Annotated in this window: 19 protein-coding genes and 2 pseudogenes; 17 read left to right on the top strand and 4 right to left on the bottom strand. The window is 43.7% G+C overall.

Annotated elements, in window-relative coordinates:
- Positions 1–11 precede the first annotated feature (11 nt).
- The 7 genes from JOE45_RS05440 (at position 12) to JOE45_RS05410 (ending at position 7,710) form a co-directional block, all read left to right on the top strand.
- Positions 12–1,178 (top strand): ABC transporter substrate-binding protein, encoded by a 1,167-nt coding sequence (locus tag JOE45_RS05440; protein WP_245247207.1) that lies wholly within the window; start codon positions 12–14, stop codon positions 1,176–1,178.
- Positions 1,179–1,314: 136 nt separating this feature from the next.
- Entirely contained in the window at positions 1,315–2,421 is a 1,107-nt protein-coding gene (locus JOE45_RS05435) for an ABC transporter ATP-binding protein (RefSeq protein ID WP_210021155.1), read from the top strand.
- Entirely contained in the window at positions 2,409–4,133 is a 1,725-nt protein-coding gene (locus tag JOE45_RS05430) for an ABC transporter permease (protein WP_210021156.1), read from the top strand. Before JOE45_RS05435 ends, JOE45_RS05430 begins: the two co-directional genes overlap by 13 nt.
- Positions 4,134–4,157: 24 nt before the next feature.
- Positions 4,158–5,183 (top strand): DODA-type extradiol aromatic ring-opening family dioxygenase, encoded by a 1,026-nt coding sequence (locus JOE45_RS05425; RefSeq protein WP_210021157.1) that lies wholly within the window; start codon positions 4,158–4,160, stop codon positions 5,181–5,183.
- A gap of 27 nt (positions 5,184–5,210) precedes the next feature.
- The gene (locus JOE45_RS05420) at positions 5,211–6,209 is read left to right on the top strand and encodes a type 2 periplasmic-binding domain-containing protein (RefSeq protein ID WP_210021158.1); all 999 of its coding nucleotides are present in this window, start codon (positions 5,211–5,213) and stop codon (positions 6,207–6,209) included.
- Positions 6,210–6,241: 32 nt separating this feature from the next.
- The gene (locus JOE45_RS05415; RefSeq protein WP_210021159.1) at positions 6,242–6,754 is read left to right on the top strand and encodes a DinB family protein; all 513 of its coding nucleotides are present in this window, start codon (positions 6,242–6,244) and stop codon (positions 6,752–6,754) included.
- A complete protein-coding gene (locus JOE45_RS05410) occupies positions 6,754–7,710 on the top strand; it encodes a D-2-hydroxyacid dehydrogenase (protein WP_210021160.1) in 957 nt (318 codons plus the stop codon). The genes JOE45_RS05415 and JOE45_RS05410 overlap by 1 nt, the downstream gene beginning before the upstream one ends.
- 239 nt (positions 7,711–7,949) lie before the next feature.
- On the opposite strand, the gene JOE45_RS05405 is transcribed toward JOE45_RS05410, so the two are convergent.
- The gene (locus tag JOE45_RS05405; RefSeq protein ID WP_210021161.1) at positions 7,950–8,810 is read right to left on the bottom strand and encodes a LysR family transcriptional regulator; all 861 of its coding nucleotides are present in this window, start codon (positions 8,808–8,810) and stop codon (positions 7,950–7,952) included.
- Positions 8,811–9,223: 413 nt separating this feature from the next.
- Between JOE45_RS05405 and JOE45_RS05400 the strand changes: the two genes are divergently transcribed.
- The 9 genes and pseudogenes from JOE45_RS05400 (at position 9,224) to JOE45_RS05360 (ending at position 16,471) form a co-directional block, all read left to right on the top strand.
- On the top strand, positions 9,224–9,610 hold the full coding sequence (locus JOE45_RS05400; RefSeq protein WP_245247205.1) for a RidA family protein: 387 nt from the start codon (positions 9,224–9,226) through the stop codon (positions 9,608–9,610).
- A gap of 35 nt (positions 9,611–9,645) precedes the next feature.
- On the top strand, positions 9,646–10,290 hold the full coding sequence (locus JOE45_RS05395; protein ID WP_210021162.1) for an RraA family protein: 645 nt from the start codon (positions 9,646–9,648) through the stop codon (positions 10,288–10,290).
- A 32-nt stretch (positions 10,291–10,322) separates the two neighbouring features.
- Positions 10,323–11,006, top strand: coding sequence for an RraA family protein (locus JOE45_RS05390; protein ID WP_210021163.1), 684 nt, complete (start codon positions 10,323–10,325; stop codon positions 11,004–11,006).
- A 7-nt stretch (positions 11,007–11,013) separates the two neighbouring features.
- On the top strand, positions 11,014–11,631 hold the full coding sequence (locus JOE45_RS05385; RefSeq protein ID WP_210021164.1) for a 4-carboxy-4-hydroxy-2-oxoadipate aldolase/oxaloacetate decarboxylase: 618 nt from the start codon (positions 11,014–11,016) through the stop codon (positions 11,629–11,631).
- A gap of 138 nt (positions 11,632–11,769) precedes the next feature.
- A pseudogene (locus tag JOE45_RS05380) lies at positions 11,770–11,904 on the top strand (transposase); the annotation flags it as partial.
- A gap of 189 nt (positions 11,905–12,093) precedes the next feature.
- Entirely contained in the window at positions 12,094–12,405 is a 312-nt protein-coding gene (locus JOE45_RS05375; protein WP_210021165.1) for a hypothetical protein, read from the top strand.
- Positions 12,406–12,919: 514 nt separating this feature from the next.
- On the top strand, positions 12,920–13,297 hold the full coding sequence (locus JOE45_RS05370; RefSeq protein WP_210021166.1) for a hypothetical protein: 378 nt from the start codon (positions 12,920–12,922) through the stop codon (positions 13,295–13,297).
- 258 nt (positions 13,298–13,555) lie between these two features.
- Positions 13,556–15,652: pseudogene (locus tag JOE45_RS05365) on the top strand (thioredoxin domain-containing protein).
- A gap of 159 nt (positions 15,653–15,811) precedes the next feature.
- Positions 15,812–16,471, top strand: a complete 660-nt coding sequence (locus tag JOE45_RS05360) for a phosphatase PAP2 family protein (RefSeq protein ID WP_210021169.1) — start codon at positions 15,812–15,814, stop codon at positions 16,469–16,471.
- A gap of 81 nt (positions 16,472–16,552) precedes the next feature.
- Here the strand turns inward: JOE45_RS05360 and JOE45_RS05355 are convergent, their stop codons facing one another.
- The 3 genes from JOE45_RS05355 to JOE45_RS05345 form a co-directional block, all read right to left on the bottom strand.
- Positions 16,553–18,487: a glycosyl hydrolase family 18 protein gene (locus JOE45_RS05355; protein ID WP_210021170.1), complete on the bottom strand. Its 1,935-nt coding sequence runs from the start codon at positions 18,485–18,487 to the stop codon at positions 16,553–16,555.
- Between the two features lie 161 nt (positions 18,488–18,648).
- On the bottom strand, positions 18,649–18,927 hold the full coding sequence (locus JOE45_RS05350) for a YxcD family protein (RefSeq protein ID WP_210021171.1): 279 nt from the start codon (positions 18,925–18,927) through the stop codon (positions 18,649–18,651).
- Positions 18,928–18,964: 37 nt separating this feature from the next.
- Complete coding sequence (locus JOE45_RS05345; protein WP_210021172.1) at positions 18,965–19,411, bottom strand: hypothetical protein; 447 nt, start codon at positions 19,409–19,411, stop codon at positions 18,965–18,967.
- A gap of 529 nt (positions 19,412–19,940) precedes the next feature.
- Between JOE45_RS05345 and JOE45_RS05340 the strand changes: the two genes are divergently transcribed.
- On the top strand, positions 19,941–20,972 hold the full coding sequence (locus JOE45_RS05340) for an LLM class flavin-dependent oxidoreductase (RefSeq protein ID WP_210021173.1): 1,032 nt from the start codon (positions 19,941–19,943) through the stop codon (positions 20,970–20,972).
- The last annotated feature ends 21 nt before the right edge of the window (positions 20,973–20,993 follow it).

Here is a 20,993-nt window from a genome sequence, read left to right as displayed (position 1 = left end):
ATACATTGAAAATGTTGGGAAGAGGAAAAGGTTCTCGATGGCACGCTGTTGTTTTGACTCTTACGATCAGTGTGGTGTTGGCCGCATGTGGAACTTCTGCAGTTAGCCCCACTGTACAAAGTACCCCGAATAACACAAAGAATACCGACAAAGCTAACTGGGAAGAGCTAGCCGAATGGAAACAGACGGTTGAGGCTGCCAAGGTGGAAAAGAAACTTGTCATTTCCATACCAAGCAGTGAAGAATGGCGAAAAATATTGATGACCTTTCAAGAAGATTACCCAGACATAAAATTGGATATCACCACGGGGAATTCGAGGGATTTTTGGCCTCGGATTACACAAGAGCGAAAGGTTGGCCAATACCTTTGGGATTTTCGCATAGGCGGTGCGGACAGTTCGGTGTGGCAGGCCAAAAAAGAAGGGATGTTAGAGCCCATACGGCCTATGCTGATCTTACCTGAAGTGTTGGATGGGAGTAAATGGCTGGGTGGCATGGATGGTATTTTTTCCGACAATGAGAGAAAGTATGTAGTTGCATTCCTCGGCAATAAATCTTACCCGGCCTTTGTAAACCGGGATGTGATCCCTGAGTCGGAGCTGATAACTGTCAAAGGTTTAACCGATCCGAAATGGAAAGGGAAAATTGTGATGTCCGACCCAAGGGGCGGGGCAGGGCAGGTTAATTTAGCCTTTTTGCTTAAGGTCTATGGGGAGGATTTTGTAAAACAATTAATGTTTAATCAGAATATTGTCATTACGAAGGATTTGAGACAGTTATCGGAATGGGTAATCAGACAAACCTATCCCGTCGGTTTCGGATTGCGGAATTTTGATTTGATTCCATTCATTGACCAAGGCTTGGGCAAGAATATTAAACCTTTGGCGGTTGAAGAGGGTGCTGTGGCCATTTCCCCCGGTTCGGGAGGCATCCAATATTTGAATAATGCTCCGCATCCCAATGCATCCAAGGTCTTTATCAACTGGCTTTTAAGTGCAAAAGTACAGGAGAGACTTGCAGTCGGCACGAAATGGAATAGTCGCCGTTTGGATGTGAAATATGGCGATCCCGATGCCGTCATCAAACCTGAGGAGTTAAGCAAAACGATCTATCCGCAAGATGAGTCCGGGGAATCTTATCTCCAACGTATAGCAGATATGACTACAAAATTAAAATAACTAAACTATTTTGGCGGCAGTTACATTTTGTGGAGTTTGACATTTCAGTAATGTTCCCTGCGTCTTTAAGCTTAATTAAAGTTAGAAATGAATTTAGATAGTGAAAGCGTTTAAATCCTTAAAAGGAGGGGGAAAGATGTCAGAAGAAAATATTTTGACTTTAGAGCGAATTAGTAAGTATTTTGAATCGAATAAGGCTGTTGACGAACTTTCGCTCGAAATAAAGCAAGGAGAAATTTTCACCCTTCTAGGCCCCAGCGGCTGCGGGAAGACGACAACGTTGCGTCAGGTGGCCGGATTGGAACAACCTGATGAAGGGAAAATCTCCTTTCGAAATACGATTCTGGCCTCACCCTCCGATAAAATATTTGTTCCTCCTTATAAACGAAACATGGGTATGGTCTTTCAATCTTATGCCATTTGGCCCCATCTTACGATATTTGAGACGGTAGCCTACCCGTTACGGGCTCGCAGGATACCTGGAACTGAAAGACGTAAACGCGTCATGGATATATTGGAATTGGTCGGTCTTGGCGGTCTGGAAAACCGCCCCGGCCCTGCTTTAAGCGGGGGGCAGCAGCAGCGTGTTGCTTTAGCAAGAGCCCTTGTGTATGAACCGGAAATTCTTTTACTGGATGAACCTTTCAGCAATTTGGACGTTAAGCTTCGTGAACAAATGAGAGTTGAATTAAAGCTTCTTCAGCGGAGAGTAGGCGTTACCGTTCTCTTGGTTACCCATGATCAACTTGAAGCCTTAAGTTTGTCGGATCGAATCGCCATTATGAATAAGGGCAGAGTTGAACAAGTAGGTATTCCCAAAACTCTTTATGAGCACCCGCGTTCCTCATTTGTTCGCGACTTTGTGGGTGCTAGTGTAATCATGCCTGGGAAGATCGTCGAAACATCAAACAATGAGGAAACGAAGATTCTTTTAAGTGGAAAATCAAACAAGACGCTAGTGAGCCGCAATCATTCAATGTCAAAAGCAATCATGGCCCAAGAGATTGTGATTGCTATCCGTCCGGAAGATATCAGTATTCTTTCCGATTTAGAACAATCCAAAGGAAATGAATTGGAAGGAACAATAAACGCCCTGCTGTTTGTGGGAGATCGCTATGAATGTCACATTCAGTTGGGTGATACTTCCGTGCTTGTTTATGCTCCTCGTAATCAAAGATTGGCAGAGGGGCAGTCAGTACGCCTTTATTTTCCTCCTGAGGCGGTGACTGTATGGCCAAAGTAATGGGTGAAACTGCATCAAAGTCCAAGGGGATACCGTTCCAGGGTCGTTCTCTTTTTTACACTTTAATGTTAATGATGCTGGCAATCTCTGTACTTTATCCTTTGATATTGCTATTAATCAATAGTTTTGTCATTACAATGCCGGATGGGAATCAAGTTTTCGGTATCGGAAACTGGATCATTGCTTGGCAGCAGCCAGGGATGGTCGAGTCTATCATCAATACGTTTAATCGTGTATTCATTACGGAATTAATCGCTTTTCCAATCGCTATCTTCGTTGTTTGGTTAATAGCCCGGACTGATATTCCGTGGAAGGGTTGTTTGGACTTTTTTATGTGGGTTGCCTTTTTCCTGCCCGCTTTGCCGGTTTTGATGGGATGGATTTTGCTGCTTGATCCCAAGTTCGGATTGGTCAATCAAATGTTCATAAACTGGTTTGGAATGAAACAGGGACCTTTTAATATCTACACCTTCTGGGGGATCGTTTGGATGCATTTGGTAACAAAGTCGGTTGCTGCGAAATATATATTGATGCTGCCGGCCTTCCGGAATATGGATGCCTCTTTAGAGGAAGCCTCTCACATGTCGGGTTATGGTAAGGTCGGGACGATCATTCATACCGTCATTCCGATGATGATGCCGACCATCCTCATTTCTCTCATTATTTCGCTGATTCATAATCTTGAGTCCTTTGAAACGGAGATCATTTTAGGACCGCCTGGCGGATTTTATGTATTCAGTACAAAGATCTATCAACTGATCATGAGAGATCAACCCCTCTATGGAGCCGCAACCGTTTTGGGCATTGTTATTTTATTAAGCATAACTCCCTTGATTTTATATCAATATTGGATTAGTACGAAACGGAAATTCATTACGGTAACAAGCCATTTCAAGCCTGCTAAAATTCGGCTTGGTTCCATGAAATGGCCTGCATTTTCTTTCGTTTTTATGTTCGGATTACTGATTACAGTTGTCCCCGCAGTCTTCCTTTTGATGGGAACTTTTATGAAACTGTTTGGGTTTTTTACTATCGAGCAACCTTGGACTTTACAACATTGGCATCAAGTTTTAAATGATCCCATTTTAATTCATTCGATATGGAACACAGTGAAGCTTGCTTTAGGTGTTGCTGTGGGGGGAATGCTTTGGTTCTCACTGCTGGCGTATATATCCGTGCGCAGCAAGTTTAAATTCCGGGGTACCGTTGATTTTTTAACCTGGTTGCCTGCTTGTATTCCCGGAATTTTACTCGGGTTAGGTATGTTGTGGATGTTTTTGGAAACTCCTCTTTTACGGACGTTGTATGGAACGATTTTTGTACTCATAATCGTTGTTTTGATTAGCAGCATGACGACAGGGGTTCAGTTAATCAAGAGCAATATGGTGCAATTGCACAGCGAACTTGAAGAAGCCTCTGCAGTCTCAGGCGGATCTTGGTTGTACACTTATCGCAGAGTCCTGTTGCCGATATTGGCGCCGGCACTTCTTTCGGTTGGAATTATCACCTTTATAACAGCTTCAAGAAGTGTGGCGCAAATCACTATGCTGGTGACAAGCAAGAACCGTCCCCTTTCCATATTGCAACTAGACTATATGGTGGACGGGAAATACGAGGCCGCCGCAATTTCGGGAGTTTTCGTCGTGTTATTAACGATTGGGGTGGCGATCCTTGCACGCACAATCGGCAAGAAATTTGGGATAAAAATTTAATCATTCACAGTGGAGGAATGCGATATGGCTAAGATTGTACTGGGGTTGGGGATGTCTCACAGTCCTGTGATGGCCATGGATGGAAAGTATTGGGCGGATTTTGCAAAGAGTGATTCAAGACATCCACTATTGTTCGATGAAACCGGAAAACATGTAACTTTTGAAGAGCTTAATGCACAAAGGGGAGGACCTTATAGCGTCCAAGCACAACCTGAGAATCTGCGGGAACTCTACGAAGCGATGAAGAAAGCATTCGGACGATTAAAGGACGATTTGGCTCAAGCTAATCCCGATATTCTTGTTGTTATTAGTAATGATCACCCCGGTGAATTTATCGATGAATCGAATGTTCCCGCCCTCGCTATTTTCTATGGGGATAAAGTGATAAGTGTTGCTGAAGAAGATCGAACAAAAAAGCTGGGAATCTATCAAAGAATGGCTGAAGTTCCTGATGCCTTGCAACAAATGACCAAAGGGATGGGGATGGATAAGAATAATGTCTGGCCAGGTTCCCGTAAGGTTGGTCTCCATTTAATAGACTCTTTAATTGAACAAGGTTTTGATGTAGGGGCTTTGAAAGAATCAAAAAAACCTGCTAAGAACGGACATGGGCACGGCTTTGGCATGGTTGTCACGGAATTAATGAATCCGGAACAACTGATTCCCATGGTTCCCGTTTATTTGAACACTTTGCCGCCAAATGAGATCCCCCCTTCCCGTTGTTATGACCTTGGAAGAGCATTGAGAACTGCAATTGAAGCAATGCCTGATGATTTGCGGGTAGCTGTAGTTGCTTCCGGAGGTTTAAGCCATTTTGTTACGAATGTGAGTCTTGATCAACTTGTATTGAAGGCATTACGAACTCGTTCTGAGCATGAATTACGTAATATACCGAGACACCTCCTGAAAGCAGGTAATTCGGAGATTCGTAACTGGGTCATTTTAGCGGCTGCTGTTGAGCACTTGCAGATGGATTGGGATCAATATCTTCCCATGTTTCGAACTCCAAGCGGTACGGGTATCGGCATGACATTTGCTAAGTGGGAATAAGCCAATAGAATCTTTGGAGTGATGATGATGAGCAAATTGAAGTTGAGCATGGTTTTATCCAATAATGAGAGAACGCGTCCGATCGCTGACGGAAGTGTAACGGTGCAAGGGGTTGAATTGGTCGTTACGACGGTTCATCCGTCGGAAATGTTTTGGAGGCAGCTGAAGTTTCAGGAATTTGACATTTCCGAGATGTCACTTTCAACCTTTCTGATCATGCGCGAACAAGGGGACAACACCTGGGCAGGATTGCCCATATTTACAACACGGAAATTTTTTCATACGGGGATACTCGTACGAAAAGATGCCGGTATTCTAGAACCTGCGGATCTTCGGGGCAAGAGAGTCGGTGTTGCGGAATATCAGCAGACCGCTGCGCTTTGGTCGAGAGGAGTCCTTCGGCATGAATTTGGCGTAATGCCCGAGGACATGGACTGGTACATGGAGCGGACAGAAGAGGTTAGCCATGGCGGGGCGACAAAATTCGAACCACCGGCAGGCGTGAGTTTTCACAGGATTCCTGTGGAAAAAACTATTGCATCGATGCTGATCAGCGGCGAATTGGATGCTGCACTGAATTATTTGAATGACAATAACTTAGTGGATCGCAGTAGGGGAACGGATGTGCGAAAACATCCGATGGTCACCACGCTATTTCCCGATCCAGAGGCAGAAGGCATCAGATATTTTGAAAAGACGGGTATTTTTCCGATTAATCACTGTGTGGTCATCAAAAGAACGGTTCTTGAACAGAATCCTTGGTTGGCCTTAAACCTGTATAATTCCTTTCGTATAGCCAAAGAAACGGTGATAGAGCGTACCCGTGAACTGACAGAAGTTTATTCCTCGATTGGGTGGCTTTCGCAAGATGGTAAACAAAAGATGCGGATGGATCCTTTTCCATATGGAGTCGCTTCTAACCGCTCGCTCTTAGAAAAGATTACGCAATATTCGCATGAGCAGGGATTAACGAAAAGACGATTGTCACTGGAAGAAATTTTTACCAAGAGTACATTGGATTTGTAATCGTTCGAAAATATATTTAGCGGGAGGAAACAATGACAACCGTTCAAACCTATAAATCTTTAGTTGATGAAAGAGTGAACGAGATCATCGCCAAAGCGAAACTATTGGATGAAGATACGATTCGGTGGAAGCCTTCTGAAAACGCCTGGTCTATTATGGAAGTGATGTGCCATGTTGAGGAATTCATCAACTTTTGGTTTGGTGAAATCGGTAATGTCCTTCAAAATTCCAGTGTCCATTTTGGGAGAAAATTAAATGAGCAAGAGAGAAGTGCGACAGTAGCGAAAGCCGACAACCGTACAGTTGATGAAATACTTAAAGGATTAGAAGACGCTAATCTCAATGCATTAAAATTACTTTCAAAATACAATACTGCCGCTTTGCAAGTTGAATCACAGCACGTTAACCCAAAATTTGGAATGAAGCCGATGACATTTGTATTGGATAAATTCGTGCTTGAGCATTTGAGCATTCACCTTTCGCAGATGGAGAGAAATCTTCGGACCAAAAAAAATAATGAACCTACAATGGAGAGTACAAAATAATGAATGTTGTTTCGATTACTCAATTAGCTGAGAAATTCACTAAGGAAGATGAAAACAAGCTAAGAGAAACATTTCCAATGCATCAATTTTCATTTTATAACGAGGTAGAGATTCCTGAAGATATTTTGAAACAATCGGATATATTAATAACAATGAGAAGAACGGCACATATCATGAAACGGATGCCCAATTTAAAATGGACTCATGTTGTAAATGCCGGGTTAAACGATGTTCCTTTTGATTATCTAAGAGATCATAATATTGTGCTTACTAGCGTTAAAGGGGTTCATAAGATTCCGATAGCTGAATATACAATTGGGATGATGTTGTCTTTAGTGAAGAATAGTTATTCCCTTTATGACTTGCAAAAAAAAGGAAGTTGGAGCATAAGTACTGCGATCGATGAGATTCATGGGAAAACTTTGGGGATTTTGGGGTTGGGCGGAATTGGCAGTGAAATTGCAAAACGGGCAAATGCTTTCGGGATGAATGTTCTAGCGCTGCGTCGTACTCCAAGCCAAACTCCGGACTATGTACAAGAAATCATCCCTTATGCACAAAAAGAGAGAATATTCCGCAATTGTGATTTTATCGTTGTGATATTGCCGCTAACAGAAGAAACTATAAATTTTATTGGTCAAGAAGAATTGAGTATGATGAAAGACACAGCTTACATAATTAATATTGCACGAGGACCCATTATTGAAGAAAAGGCACTGATTAACAGCTTGAGGGGGAAAAAAATAAAAGGCGCTGTCCTTGATGTATTCGATCAAGAACCGTTGCCGAGCGATCATCCCCTTTGGCAGCTTGATAATGTGATTATTACACCGCATATGGCAGGCCATTCTCCTAATACTTTAAAAAGAGCAATGGATATTTTAATCGAAAATTTAAAAGCATATCCCGACCAAAAAAATATGATTAATGTGATTGATTTGCAAAAAGAATATTAATCGGGGGGTACTAAACTCATTTTTTTAGTAAAATACTTGAGTGTTGCGAATTCACTATTGTGGTCATGTAGAGGGATACCATAAGGATGGGACATCTCCTTTATATGGAAATTGTTGATGTGGTAATAGTCAATTTCTCCATAGAGGAACGATGTCCTTGTTATTTTCAGACGTTCGACGAAGGTTCTAACAAGCTTGCATAAATTCGGATAAATCGACAGCGTAGTTTTTTACAACAGTCAAGTAAAATACTCAATAATATAATCGCGAAATTTCATTTCTGCACTTGAACTGTAACGATTTGTAATCCATGTCATTTCGAGAGTACGCTGACATGATGGCTCATCAATATCGAGTAAAACAACATCTCCTATTACATCTTTCCAAGTAATTTTGGGAATAAAAGCAACGCCTTGTCCTTCCCGGATAAGCTTGCGTACTGTGGAAGGATCATTACTTTCAATCGATATATTTGGCGTAAATCCCGCTTCTTTACAAATGATGTCGGATACATATCGAATGCTTGTTCCTAGACGCAGACTTATAACTTCGTCATTTGCAATTTCTCTTAATTTGATGCTTGATCTCTTGGCTAAACGATGGTTTTCAGGTACACCTAAGCAAATTTTTTCAGTCATTAGAGGAATAGTTGTACTGCCTTGAAGTATTATCGGTGTTGCAGATATGTACAAATTAAAAGTCGCAGGTAGTTGTGAATTCAGAGTAAATTGTGAAAGGTTAAATTTGACACGCGGGTACTCCTTGCGAAATGAGACAAGAAGTTCAGCTAGCAGAGGCATTCCGCAAAGTGCTGCAATGTCTATATTGCCGGAGATATCAGTAGAAAGAGTGACCATCTCACGCTTCGCGTCTTCTAAGGTTGCTAACGCAAGATCTACTTTACTTAAAAAAGATTTGCCATATTCATTTAATTTAATATGTTTGCCAGTTCTATCAAATAATTTTACAGAAAGTTCCTTCTCTAAATTAGAGATTATTTTACTAAGAGAAGGTTGTGACAAAAAGAGTTCCTCTGCTGCCCGAGTCATATGTTCAAGACGCGCGACTGTTTGAAAATATTTCAATTGTAAAAGTTCCACTCTTAGCCCTCCATAGTCATTACAGGAATATAATATTTTATTATAAACGAAAGATAATAAGACATTTAATTCAGAAAATTCAGTTCGTCCCCATTAGAAAGAAGAGATAGTATATGGAAACTTACAAGAATGCGGTTATTCTTAGAGTTGGAATCGGTCCCGAGGTTTTAACTGAGGGAATATAAGTATTAGAAAAAGTTGCTGATTCGGCGAGTCAAATGCTCGACTTCTTGGGACAAAAAGATTGGGGATCAAAGGTTCTAAAGAGAATCGAACAGGTTATGGTACAGAAAAATCACCTGATTCCGGAGGGAATCCTCGAAAACAGAACAAGTCGGAAATGAAGTCGCATCTGTTGTTGCTGCATTAAGTAATTAAGCAGAATATTTTTCTAGGGGAGGACTTGATTCGTGATGGCGAGAAGAAAATCTATTGAAATTCAAGGTGTAACTCATGGCAATGCACCTATTCCCATGGCATCTCAAATTGATAAAATCGTATATTCCTCAGCCATTATGGGAAAAGATTCTGCAACAAATGCTTTGCCGGTTCATATCCCAAAAGAAATGGAGTGCCTATTCCAGAATGTGGGAGCTTTAATGAAAGCAGCGGGAGGAACAACGGATGACATTGTTAAAATGAGTGTTTATTTAAAAAACAACGATTTAAGAGCACCGTTTAACGAAGAGTGGTTAAAGATGTTCCCGCATGAAAATGATCGACCAGCCAGACATATTACATTAGTAGATTTGCCTAATCATATGAATGTACAAGTCGAGATCGTAGCAGTTCTAGCATAGTAAATTTATCCGCTTCTCGAAAGGAATGAATACTTATGGATCACATTATAGAAGGATTTAAGAAGCTTCCTACGGCTGCCGTATCAGATGCAATCGACAAAATCGGTATGGAAGGAGCCTGTTTTGGAATAAATCCATTAAGCCGCAATTATCGTATTGTTGCGCGAGCTTATACGTTAAAATATGAACCGGTCGAAGTGAATAAAGGAACAGTCGGCGATTTTATCGATGAGGTTACAGAGGAGCAGGTTATCGTTATAGATAATGCTGGACGATTGAACTGTACAGTATGGGGTGATATTCTCACCTCGGTTGCCCACCGTCGGGGAATTCCCGGTGTGGTAATCAATGGTGTGTGCCGAGACGTAGCGCATAGCTTGAAACTCGAGCTGCCCATATTCAGCAAGGGCAAGTATATGCGCACAGGTAAAGATCGGGTGCAGCTGCAGGCTGTTAATGTACCTATCTCGCTTGGTGATATACGTGTGAATCCTGGAGATATACTCGTGTGCGATGCAGATGGAGTTGTCGTGGTTCCTCAAGAATTAGAAGAAAAAGTATTAACCATCGCTCAGCAAATCGATGAAGCAGAGACAAAAATACGTAAAGATGCTGAAGAAGGCATGTCGTTAGCGGATGCTCGAGCCAAGCATAAATACCATGACTTGCAAAAACGCTAATAGGGTTGTATCCGACTTGAAGGAGGATCATCATGGACAAGGTCACGGATTTCGGCAAGAATAAACTGTTGGAAAGGTTATATCAGCTAGATACTTGTGCCGTATCAGATGCGCTTGATTCTTTGCAATTAATCGGTGTAGTAACAAGGCTGCATCCAATGTGGCAATGCGGCAAAATAGCCGGAAGAGTCGTTACCGTCAAACTAGGTCCAAAAGGAGAAGTGCAATCCACCCGGCACTTGGGAACTGCAGCCATCATGTCAGCTTCCGCAGGAGATGTAATCGTTGTGGAAAATGGTGGAAGATTGGACGTAGCAGGTTGGGGCGGGTTATTATCCACTGCCGCAAAATTGAAAGGGATTGCAGGTGTTATCGTAGATGGAGCTTGTCGAGACATAGATGAAAGCAGAGAAGGCGATTTCCCGGTTTTTGCCCGCACGGCTGTTCCAACTACGGCGAGAGGCAGAATTGTAGAACAATCATTCAACGAACAAATTACGGTCGAGAATGTCGCGGTGACACCTGGTGATTACGTACTTGCTGATGGCAGTGGTATTGCTTTTATCCCTTCCAGCCGAGCTGAAGAAGTCATTACCAAGGCCGAAGCTATAGCCGATCGTGAGAGAGAAATGGCAAAGGCCATAATGGATGGAATTTCGATTGTAGATGTGATGGGATTAAGTTATGAGAAGTTGCTCGAAAGGAAGGAAGAGTGAAGCTAACATGACAGAACAAAATGATTTCGAAGAAGCCCAAAAGTACTCTTCAGCAACCTTACACGAAGCATCAGGCAAACGGGGTGCGCTGCCATCAGCGATAAAACCTATTTCACCAACTTTTACAATATACGGTCCAGCCTTCCCTGTACTTTCGCCCCCTAAAGATAATCTTTGGTTGCATCGTGCCATCTATGAAGCTAAACCTGGTGACGTTCTTGTTGTTGATGTTGGCGAGTATTATGAAGCGGGTTATTGGGGAGAGATCATGGCAACTGCAGCCGTGGTAAAACAAATTGCAGGTATCGTTATTAACGGTGGTGTTCGAGATTGCAAAAGGTTGGTCGAAATGGGTTTCCCTACTTTTTCAAGAGGTTTATGCATACAAGGTACAGGCAAGGATAAAAAGGCTTATGGCCATATTAACCAACCCATTCGGATTGGTGAAGTAAACATATCTCCGGGAGATCTTGTATATGGCGACCAAGACGGAGTAGTTGTTCTGCCCAAAGAGCGAATTAAAGAGGTGCTGATAGAAGCTAAAAAAAGAGAAGATGATGAAGCAGAGTTATTAAATAGAATTCGTGCAGGAGAGAGCACATTAGACATATACAATTTAAGATAAAGAATATGAGTCCGAAGCGAGCGGCGACAAAGAGCTTTTCGAATATATGAAGAACATTTTATCGGGTAAAGTCCAAAATGTACGGCTGTCGCAACCACGAAGTATTTCAAACCTTTGAGAGATACCTATGCCAACGATAAAGAGAAGCTGAATTTGAAACCGATTTACAAAGCGGTCACAGAGGAAGCTGCTTTGGTAGAACTCGAACGCTTCGAGGAAGTCTGGGGCAGCAGGTACCCACTCATCGTTCGTTCCTGGCGAAACAACTGGAATTAACAGGAAAATATCCGCCGGAGCTTCAAACAGAAATGGCTATAGAGGTAATTAGGGTAAAATGGAAGGGGAACAGCCGGTGACAGATCAGGTTCAAAATGAAGAGGAGCAAACAAACGTTCGGCAGTAGAAAGGGGAGGTTCAAAACACTGATGAGGCGGGACATCTTGAAGTTCACCAAGGAGAGCAATGGAAATATTGGAAGAAGAGCTTCAAACGGATTCAACAGAAACGATAACGGAGGCTGAGGAACAACAAGGGACGCCGATACCTGCAGAGCAGCACGAAACTATCCTTGAAAGAGATGAAAGCGCCCATCAGCAACAAGACGTTACGAAAGAAGCTACGGTCACCGATCAAGCAGAGCTGCAAGAGCAGGAAACTAAAACGAACGAGATGCGGCTTATGATTGATGATATCGTTAAGCCGGGGAAATTCGGGGTGACGAACAGCCAAATGACTCCGGCAATTTCCGAAGGTACAGTTAAGTTGATAAGCTGAACTTGCTTCGGTCCATATACTTCTATTCCTTTGAAAATTCACTGAAGTACCCTGAAAAAGTCGGAACGTGAATTAATCCAAACCAAACCAACTTGAAATAAAACAAGCCCAAGCGCGAATTGGTCATGCGCTTCGGCTTGTTTTTATAAGGTTAATCAATCAGACTGCTGAAGACGAAAAAAGAAATAAAAGTACAGTGAAAGGCTCTGTCGAAGGAGTTCGAATTGATCCAATTGATCGCTCTAAACTTCAAGTGCGAGTTAGAATAAGTAACTCAGAAGACTTTAACGTTCAAATTGATGTGTTAAAGTTCACTTATGTCGATGGAAATGGAAAAGAGTTTACCTGTTCGTTACAAGGTGCCCTCCGTCTTTATAGTCACGAGAATAAGGTAATTATGTATTCCTTAGAAACTGGAGAATCAGAATATGAGCCATATTTCCGGGAAAAAGAAACTGTAGACATAAGGTACAGTAAGGATGTTTGGTGATAATAAAGTAAGGGAGGAAAGAATATGAAAGTACCGTTGACTAGTGAGCAAGAAGTTTTGCGTAAGAAAATCGAAGAAAAAGCAGCAGAGCTTCGCAGCTACTTTTCTATTTCCCGCTACGAACGTGATTTTTCGGAACTGGTTAGAAACGAACAAGGCTGGCATGTTTCGCATTTGTCTTACAGTGAACAGGGTGGACGTGATGCAGAACCGATACTTGGAGTAGTTCTACGGCACGACAGCGTATCTTACCCTCGAAATTTGAGTTCATTGATGGAAGATATATGGAATAGGGCTGAGGATGAAGGATTGACTCATGAAGAAGTTCAGCAGATGTTAAACGACGTAGCTGACTGGATATCATTGACTGAGCGTAACTACCCGGATCACATTGCTCGATAAGCTTGACCAAGTCAGCCTTTCTCGATGACGCAGTTCATATTACAATGCACCAAATGTAAATAGCATTATGTAAGTTTCAGAATGAAAACTTCAGAATACTTCATTGCTATTTTCTAACAAACAACTATAGAGATTTAATTACTAGGTAGCAATGAAGAGTTACCTTTTTCGCTCCTCATTGGATATTTCCACCCATCTAGGTATAATAACCATAAGTTTAAATTAACCAAATCCAACAACGGAAAGAGGTGGTGCCCCATGACAACGAACAATAAACCCAATAGATTAGCCAAGGAAAAGTCACCGTACTTATTGCAACATCAATACAACCCTGTTGACTGGTTTCCTTGGTCTGAAGAGGCTTTTGAAATTGCAAAGCGCGATAATAAGCCTATTTTCTTATCTATTGGGTATAGCTAACGTTGGTTACCTACACGTACATGTCATTGGTGTCACGTTATGGAAAGAGAATCGTTCGAAGATAAAGAAGTGGCGGAGCTGTTGAACCGCGACTATATTTCGATCAAGGTAGACCGGGAAGAGCGCCCGGATGTCGATCATCTGTACATGTCCGTATGTCAAGCGATGACCGGACAGGGGGGATGGCCGCTTACGATCATCATGACTCCGGAGAAGAAGCCGTTTTTTGCAGGTACGTATTTCCCTAAGGCTCGCAGATACGGGCGTCACGGGTTGATGGACATTTTGCCGCAAATTGGGGGCAAGTGGAAGGAAGACCAGGACAAGGTTCTCGAGATCGGCGAGCAGGTTGTGGAGGAGACGCAGAAACGGTTGATCGCCAATCTGGAGGGGGATTTATCGGCGGAGCTTCTGGATCGCGCGTTCGAGATGTATGAACGCATGTTTGATTCAAGCTACGGCGGGTTTGGTGATGCTCCGAAGTTCCCTACGAGCCATAATCTATCATTTTTGCTGAGGTATTGGAAACGGACGGGCAGAGAGAAGGCATTGCATATGGCGGAGAAAACGCTTGATGCGATGTACCGCGGCGGCATGTACGATCATGTTGGATTCGGGTTTGCGCGGTATTCCACGGACGAGAAGTGGCTGGTGCCCCATTTTGAGAAGATGCTGTATGATAACGCTTTGCTGACGATGACGTATGTGGAAGCATACCAGGCAATGGGTAAACGGCGCTATGCGGAAGTGGCGGAGCAGATCATTGCCTATGTGCTCAGGGATATGACCGATCCGCAGGGCGGGTTCTACTCGGCGGAGGATGCGGATTCGGAAGGGGAGGAAGGCAAATTCTATGTCTGGTCCCCCCAAGAAGTGAAGCAGGTGCTCGGAGAGGAAGAGGGGGAGCTGTATTGTGAAGTCTATGATATTACCGAAGAGGGTAATTTCGAGGGACACAGCATCCCGAATCTGATTGACGGTACGATAGAAACGATGGCTCGGCTGAAGCAGTTAGACGAATCAGAGCTGAAAGAGCGGCTGGAGACATCCCGTCAAAAGCTGTTTGCCCACCGTGAGCAACGCATACATCCGCATAAAGACGACAAGATTCTGACCTCATGGAACGGTTTGATGATCATGGCTTTGGCCAAAGCGGCGAAGGCGCTGAACAAGCCGGAGTATGCCGATGCAGCAAGAAAGGCCGCTGCTTTCATACTCACGAAGCTTCGCCGAGAGGATGGAAGACTCTTAGCTCGCTACCGTGACGGAGAGTCGGCTTATCTCGGCTATGCCGACGATTACGCCTTCCTGGTTTGGGGGCTAATTGAGCTCTATGAAGCGACGTTTGAGCTTGATTTTCTCCGTCAGGCGATAGAGCTGAACGAAGAGATGCTGCGGTTGTTCTGGGATGAAGCCAAGGGCGGCTTGTTCTTCTACGGAGAAGACGGAGAACAGCTCTTTACACGTCCGAAGGAAATCTATGACGGCGCTATGCCATCGGGAAATTCGGCCGCGGCGCTCAATCTGCAGAAGCTGTCGCGATACACCTACAACGCTGCCTTGTCGCAAAAAGCAGAGGAGCAGCTGAAGGCGTTTGCCGGATCGGTGGAGCGATATCCTTCCGGCCATGCGTTATTCCTCTTGGCGGTCGACTTTGCGTATGGAGCACCCGCGGAAATCGTCATTGCCGGAGATCCTGAAAAGGACGACACGAAGGAGATGATCCGAGAGGTGCGGCAGTCGTTCCACCCGAACGCGCTGACAATCCTGCGCGCATCCGATCCAGCCGATGCTAAAGCAGTCGGCCGGTTGATTCCGCTTGTGCAGGATAAGCTGCCTCTAGGCGGACGGGCAACGGTCTATGTATGCGAAAACTACGCATGTCAATCTCCGGTCAGCGATCTGGAAGAGCTGCGGGAGCTGTTAAATTCATAAGGTTTCTGAGCAAGGCCGAGGAAGCTTAATTCCTCGGCCTAAATCATTTTTAGCCTAGATATGTAAGAAATTCTCAAACAAGGGGTTGACCGAACTTGGTATATTCCGGTACGATTTCATAGAGATAACGGATTCTAAACCAAAGGAGAGGTCATAGGCTTGATTAGGAAAAAAAGATGGGCAATGGCGCTTGCATTGGTTTGCGCTATTGGATTTGCCTTTATTATGGTGTCGGTTATGCAAAAAGGTGTAACCGTTTGGGATGAATGGGGCCAAGCGCATATTACAGCGGATGCTTTATCCGGACCGTCGATATGGCTTAGTGCGGTCAATCTTCTAGGCTCAACTGCAGCCTTCGGCGCTATTACCATTGGGGGTTCCGTGCTGGTATGGTCTTTGCGGCGCAGAAAAGAAGCGGTGGCTCTGTTGGGGACTGTGGCTGCAGCATACTTGCTTAATATTGTGGTCAAATCATGGGTCGGTAGAGAGCGACCACAGCACGAAGGCTGGCTTGACGCATCAGGTCTCAGCTTTCCAAGCGGTAACGCGATGATCGGGATGGTATTGTACGGCATGCTTGCGTATATATTAGCTTCCAGCATCAGATCTCGAATGGGCCAATGGTGTGTCATGCTCATCGGGGTGCTAGTGATTCTGGGCATCGGATACAGCCGGCTGTATTTCGGGGTTCATTACGTCACTGATATTGCGGCCGGATATTTGGCTGGTCTGTTTTGCATCGCGGTTGCCTGTCTGTTGGTCGGCGAGCGAAAACCATCGGGTTCCGGCTATACCATGAGTCCGTACCGGTATTATTAAATATCCAATCCATCCTATTCATAACGATCAAAAAAACGGACAATCATTCCCGCGGGGAACGATTGTCCGTTTTGTATAAGTTTACTTCTCTCGAATCATGACATTCCAGAGGTCTTGCGACTCGTATCCCAGCCGCCATGCGGCCACGCCGCCCAAGTCGTATTTCTTGGCGATCGCGATACGTGCCTTGATCGATTCTTCATTCTCCAACCAAAATACATTAGTGAATCCGTCCTGCTTGTACTCCACCTTGTATTGATTAAAGCGGCTGTCCCAGGTCATCGACGCCTTCTTCTCGGCAATCAGCTTGGGCAGGTCCCTCATGAGCAGCGCCCGATTGCTGTCCAGCTTGCCGGTGGAATCCACTTTCCATTCCCGAACGTAGAAGGGAATACCCATAATCAGCTTGTCCCTTGGAATACCGTAGGACAAAAATTCCTTCACGCCTTGCTCCACCCACGAAAGCCCGGCGACCGAGCCTGGCTCGGTACTGCCCTTCCAGTGATGATCGTAGGTCATCGTGATGATGTAGTCGACTATGCCTGCGAGCTTCTCATGATCGAATGCCGTTTTATCATTCCAGCTGAGACTGCCGCGCGGCAGGTCGACCGAGATGATGAGCTTTTTAGCATGTGCGGTTTGCGTCAGCTCCCGCATAAATGCGGTGAAACGGTCTCTATCTGACCCTGCCAGGCTCTCAAAGTCGATATTAAGCCCATCTACTCCAAGCGCTACCGCTTTGTTAACCAAGTCATTGATAAACTTGGTACGAGCCTCGGGTTTGGCCAAAAATTGTGTCGTCAGAGCCGTATCGAACTGGTTCGCGACGAGAGGATGAACCGAATACCCTTGCTTTTTAAGCCAATCTACAGTGGCTTTGTTAGAAGTATCTGAGATATTGCCTGTATTGTCTGCGAGTTGGAAATAGGTTGGCGAAACGACATCCAGCCCCGACGTGTTGTTCACATGAGAGCGAATCGTCGTATCGCTGGAGCTGCCGTTCCAGCCCCAAAATTGCAGCTTGCGCAAATTATCCCAGATACGAATTCCGTCATCGTACGTACGGATCGAAGCGTTTGCGAAGCCCGTGGCATACTTTAATGCGGCAGGTATGGTAGAGAAATCGGCAATAAGTTTATCATTCTGCAGCACTTGGTAATAAGGATAGTTATTCCAAATTGTACCGGGTTTGCCGCCGACGGCGGGGGCATTATCGTTCGTGATTTTCGTATGATCGTAAAGCTTGGCATAATTGATCGCATCATTCAAGCTAAGGAACGAATTTAGAAAATGATCGTATTGATATACTTTGTAAGGCTTCACGTTGGAATAGACGACTTTACCGTTTTCCGTATTGCGAATAGTAGAATTAGACCATTTCAGCGATTCATTTACCGCATCACCAAGGTAAGCAAATTTCCAGTTATCTGCGGTGAATGTACCTTGATACACTTGATATGTCTTCTTTCCGGAATTGCGGAGCTCCGATTTTCTGTTTTCCGTTACGTTATCCCATACCCAGCGGTTCGTGTCCAAATCGACAATGTAGGAATTGGCCCATTTTCTTGCTTCAGCCACGGCATCGGCTTGCGTTTGAAATTTCCAAGAGTCCAGCGTGATTTCGCCTTGGAAAACACGATACTTCGGATAGTTATCCCAAATCCAACCACCCGATTGCAAATCGCGGACATTGGAAGATCCCCATTTGGCCGCTTCCCTTACGGCCGCGTCTCGTGAGGCAAATTCCCAAGCGGAAGAGCTGTAACCGTGTTGATATACCTTATAACGCGGATAATTGTCCCACAGCCATTGGCGCGTGCCGATTTCCTCCACATGGGATCGAGAGTAGCTTTTGGCGTAGTTTTCTGCAGACTTGTAATCGGATGTCTCCAGCATGATGCGAGCATCCTGATAGACACGATATTTCGTAGTCTTGTCTGCGGCCATCACAGAGCTCGTGGATGAAAGGAATAGGGTCAAGACCGACAATGACAGCAGGGTCTTGCGCTTCAACATATATCAACCTCTTTCTTCTAGTGAGTCTACTCTATTAAACGTTATAAGAGGTTGAGAAGTTGCGCTGGAAATGAATAGGTCATTTTATCATAGATTAATAGACTGTGAAAAAAATAGAAAAACCCCCTGTCAAGTTGACAGGGGGTTAGGGCTGAGGCATTTTATTGTACGATGTCTGCGACGATTTCATCTTCCAGGTTCAGCTGGATTTGTTCGCGGAACACTCGCATGTTATGCTCCTTCAGCAGATAACGCTCGATCGCTTCCAGCATATTGGCGGCAATCAGAATTTGGCTGCGTCCTTCCGCATGCACTTCAGCAGAGAATCCCAAATCCTCATCCCACATGAGTTCCACTTCAACCTGGTTGGGTTGAAGCTGCTTGCGTTCAGCGATATTCAAGCAAATCGCATTGATGATATCTTGCTCCGAAAGTCTCATATTCGCGCTACCCTCTTTTGAACAGAGTTTTTATGAATTAATAACGCTTTGGTTCTTCGTTGAGTTTTTCTTTTTTGCGGTCCCGAAAGAAAGCGATGAGACGGAACACGACAAGAACCAGCGCGGCGACTGCAAGCAGGTTGATCATCATTCCAAGCATTTCGCCGAGGAAGCCCATTCCGCCGAACAAGCCGCCGAACAGCATGCCTGCGAGTCCGCCAATCATCAATCCTTTCATCAAACCGCCGCTGAAAAATCCGGGCTTTTGTGCAGCCGCAGTGCTAGCAGGGTTGTTCGATGTTGTCGATTGATTTCTATTGACGTTATTGTTGGGCGTTTGATTAGTCGATCCGGAGCTAGGGCTGAAGCTCTTCTTCGAAGAGTTGTACGACCTCTTAGCGTCTGCCTGATCAGGCAGAGTGACCGCTGTAAATGAGAAAGCGATCGTACTAGCCAACACAATCATAGATAATTTTTTCCACATGCTGAACATCCTCCATCAATATATAGTAGTTGCAATACTTACTACGAATCAATGTAGACGTTGGTTTCACATTTTAAACGAAATTGTTAAAAATATATTTATTTTTGGTTTGCAAAAATTTATTTATGAATCTTGCGGAAAACGGAAGGAATGGATTCAAAGAACCTACAAATTCAAAAGTTTCGCGCGGAAATAAAGATTGAATATAATGAATATTGACAAAATTGTGAATATAATATAATAATGACTATTATGATTATTTTAAGTCATAATAACTAACATAAAAAGGGGTGTTTATCAAAAATGAACTGAGTAGTGTGAGTTGTGTATATTGAATTGTAACATAGAATTCAAAGTAACGAGGTTTTGGTAACTCCTTCGCCAGTACTTCTGTAAAGTATTTTTCTTGAAGTACCTCTCCATGTAAATCACACACATCTCTTACTTCCTACTTCTTACTCCATGTTCATTAGCTTAATCTTGGGATCATGATACAAATCAAATTTTGATTATCGAAAGGAGCACTACGATGGACAGATTAGAACTAGGTATATTTATGCCTAACATCGGCAAGCCTTTTATCTCAAATATGGAGATGAGCACCACGTGGGAATGGAATTATAATAAGGAAATTGCTTTAAAGGCAGAAGAGTTAGGCTTGGATTACTTGGTGCCAATCAATAACTGGGCGCCATTTGCTAAAAATAAACCGGAATTTTCCGGGTATGTGCTGGATCCCATCCCTTTTGCCGCTTCACTATTAGCCATCACAAAAAAAATTCAAGTTTTTTCCACGGTATATTCTTCTGGGATTAATCCTTACATAATGGCTAAAATGGGTGCAACATTAAACCAAATCGGTCAGGGCCGATGGGGAGTGAATATTGTAAGCGGTAATGTGAAGGAGCAGTATCAAATGGTGGGATTGCCATGGCTCGAACACGACGAGCGCTACGAGGTTTCTATGGAATTTATAGAAATTTTAAACGGGTTATGGACGGAGAAGGAATTCTCTTATAGAGGGAAATATTTTTCAATCGAAAATGCCTGGTTAGAACCTAAGCCTCTTTCTGATGCATATCCTAAAATCGTTCAAGCTGGCTATTCGCCGGCTGCTCGGGAATTAACGGCTAAATATGCTGACATTTTCTTTGTTAACGGCGCCAGCAAACAAATTGAAGAAATCATAATGGACATTGGACAAAGAGCTGAACGTTATCGTAGAAAAGTTAAAAAAATGATTGCTTGTCTATGTGTCTGGGATCAGGACAGAAACAAGGCACAAGAGAGATACAATCAATTGATTGAACAACATGATCGTGAATCCGTTGAAGCTGTTGCAAGAGCAAGGATGGGAAGCTCTTTTAGAACGGATTTGGATGTTGAAGGATGGGTTCTTGGCGGCTCGAAAGCGGTTGTAGGAACACCGGAAGAAATAGCGGATCAATTCCAGAATTTGCAAAAGCAGGGGATAGACATCATATTATTGCAATTTATTAATTTTAAAGAGGATTTGGAACGCTTTGGAGTCGATGTTTTACCTTTGATAAAGAAAAGTTAAACATTCTTTTTTGACGGAATG

It is taken from the genome of Paenibacillus sp. PvR098 (genome assembly GCF_017833255.1).
Lineage (GTDB): Bacteria > Bacillota > Bacilli > Paenibacillales > NBRC-103111 > Paenibacillus_G.
Note: the sequence above shows the minus strand (reverse complement) of the source record. Positions and strands in the feature narration are given on the sequence as shown.

Excerpts from the sequence above, each read along its gene's own strand:
- JOE45_RS05440 (WP_245247207.1), top strand. The coding sequence starts at position 12 with ATGTTGGGAAGAGGAAAAGGTTCTCGATGGCACGCTGTTGTTTTGACT.
- JOE45_RS05435 (WP_210021155.1), top strand. The coding sequence starts at position 1,315 with ATGTCAGAAGAAAATATTTTGACTTTAGAGCGAATTAGTAAGTATTTT.
- JOE45_RS05430 (WP_210021156.1), top strand. The coding sequence starts at position 2,409 with ATGGCCAAAGTAATGGGTGAAACTGCATCAAAGTCCAAGGGGATACCG.
- JOE45_RS05425 (WP_210021157.1), top strand. The coding sequence starts at position 4,158 with ATGGCTAAGATTGTACTGGGGTTGGGGATGTCTCACAGTCCTGTGATG.
- JOE45_RS05420 (WP_210021158.1), top strand. The coding sequence starts at position 5,211 with ATGAGCAAATTGAAGTTGAGCATGGTTTTATCCAATAATGAGAGAACG.
- JOE45_RS05415 (WP_210021159.1), top strand. The coding sequence starts at position 6,242 with ATGACAACCGTTCAAACCTATAAATCTTTAGTTGATGAAAGAGTGAAC.
- JOE45_RS05410 (WP_210021160.1), top strand. The coding sequence starts at position 6,754 with ATGAATGTTGTTTCGATTACTCAATTAGCTGAGAAATTCACTAAGGAA.
- JOE45_RS05400 (WP_245247205.1), top strand. The coding sequence starts at position 9,224 with ATGGCGAGAAGAAAATCTATTGAAATTCAAGGTGTAACTCATGGCAAT.
- JOE45_RS05395 (WP_210021162.1), top strand. The coding sequence starts at position 9,646 with ATGGATCACATTATAGAAGGATTTAAGAAGCTTCCTACGGCTGCCGTA.
- JOE45_RS05390 (WP_210021163.1), top strand. The coding sequence starts at position 10,323 with ATGGACAAGGTCACGGATTTCGGCAAGAATAAACTGTTGGAAAGGTTA.
- JOE45_RS05385 (WP_210021164.1), top strand. The coding sequence starts at position 11,014 with ATGACAGAACAAAATGATTTCGAAGAAGCCCAAAAGTACTCTTCAGCA.
- JOE45_RS05375 (WP_210021165.1), top strand. The coding sequence starts at position 12,094 with ATGGAAATATTGGAAGAAGAGCTTCAAACGGATTCAACAGAAACGATA.
- JOE45_RS05370 (WP_210021166.1), top strand. The coding sequence starts at position 12,920 with ATGAAAGTACCGTTGACTAGTGAGCAAGAAGTTTTGCGTAAGAAAATC.
- JOE45_RS05355 (WP_210021170.1), bottom strand. The coding sequence starts at position 18,487 with ATGTTGAAGCGCAAGACCCTGCTGTCATTGTCGGTCTTGACCCTATTC.
- JOE45_RS05350 (WP_210021171.1), bottom strand. The coding sequence starts at position 18,927 with ATGAGACTTTCGGAGCAAGATATCATCAATGCGATTTGCTTGAATATC.
- JOE45_RS05345 (WP_210021172.1), bottom strand. The coding sequence starts at position 19,411 with ATGTGGAAAAAATTATCTATGATTGTGTTGGCTAGTACGATCGCTTTC.
- JOE45_RS05340 (WP_210021173.1), top strand. The coding sequence starts at position 19,941 with ATGGACAGATTAGAACTAGGTATATTTATGCCTAACATCGGCAAGCCT.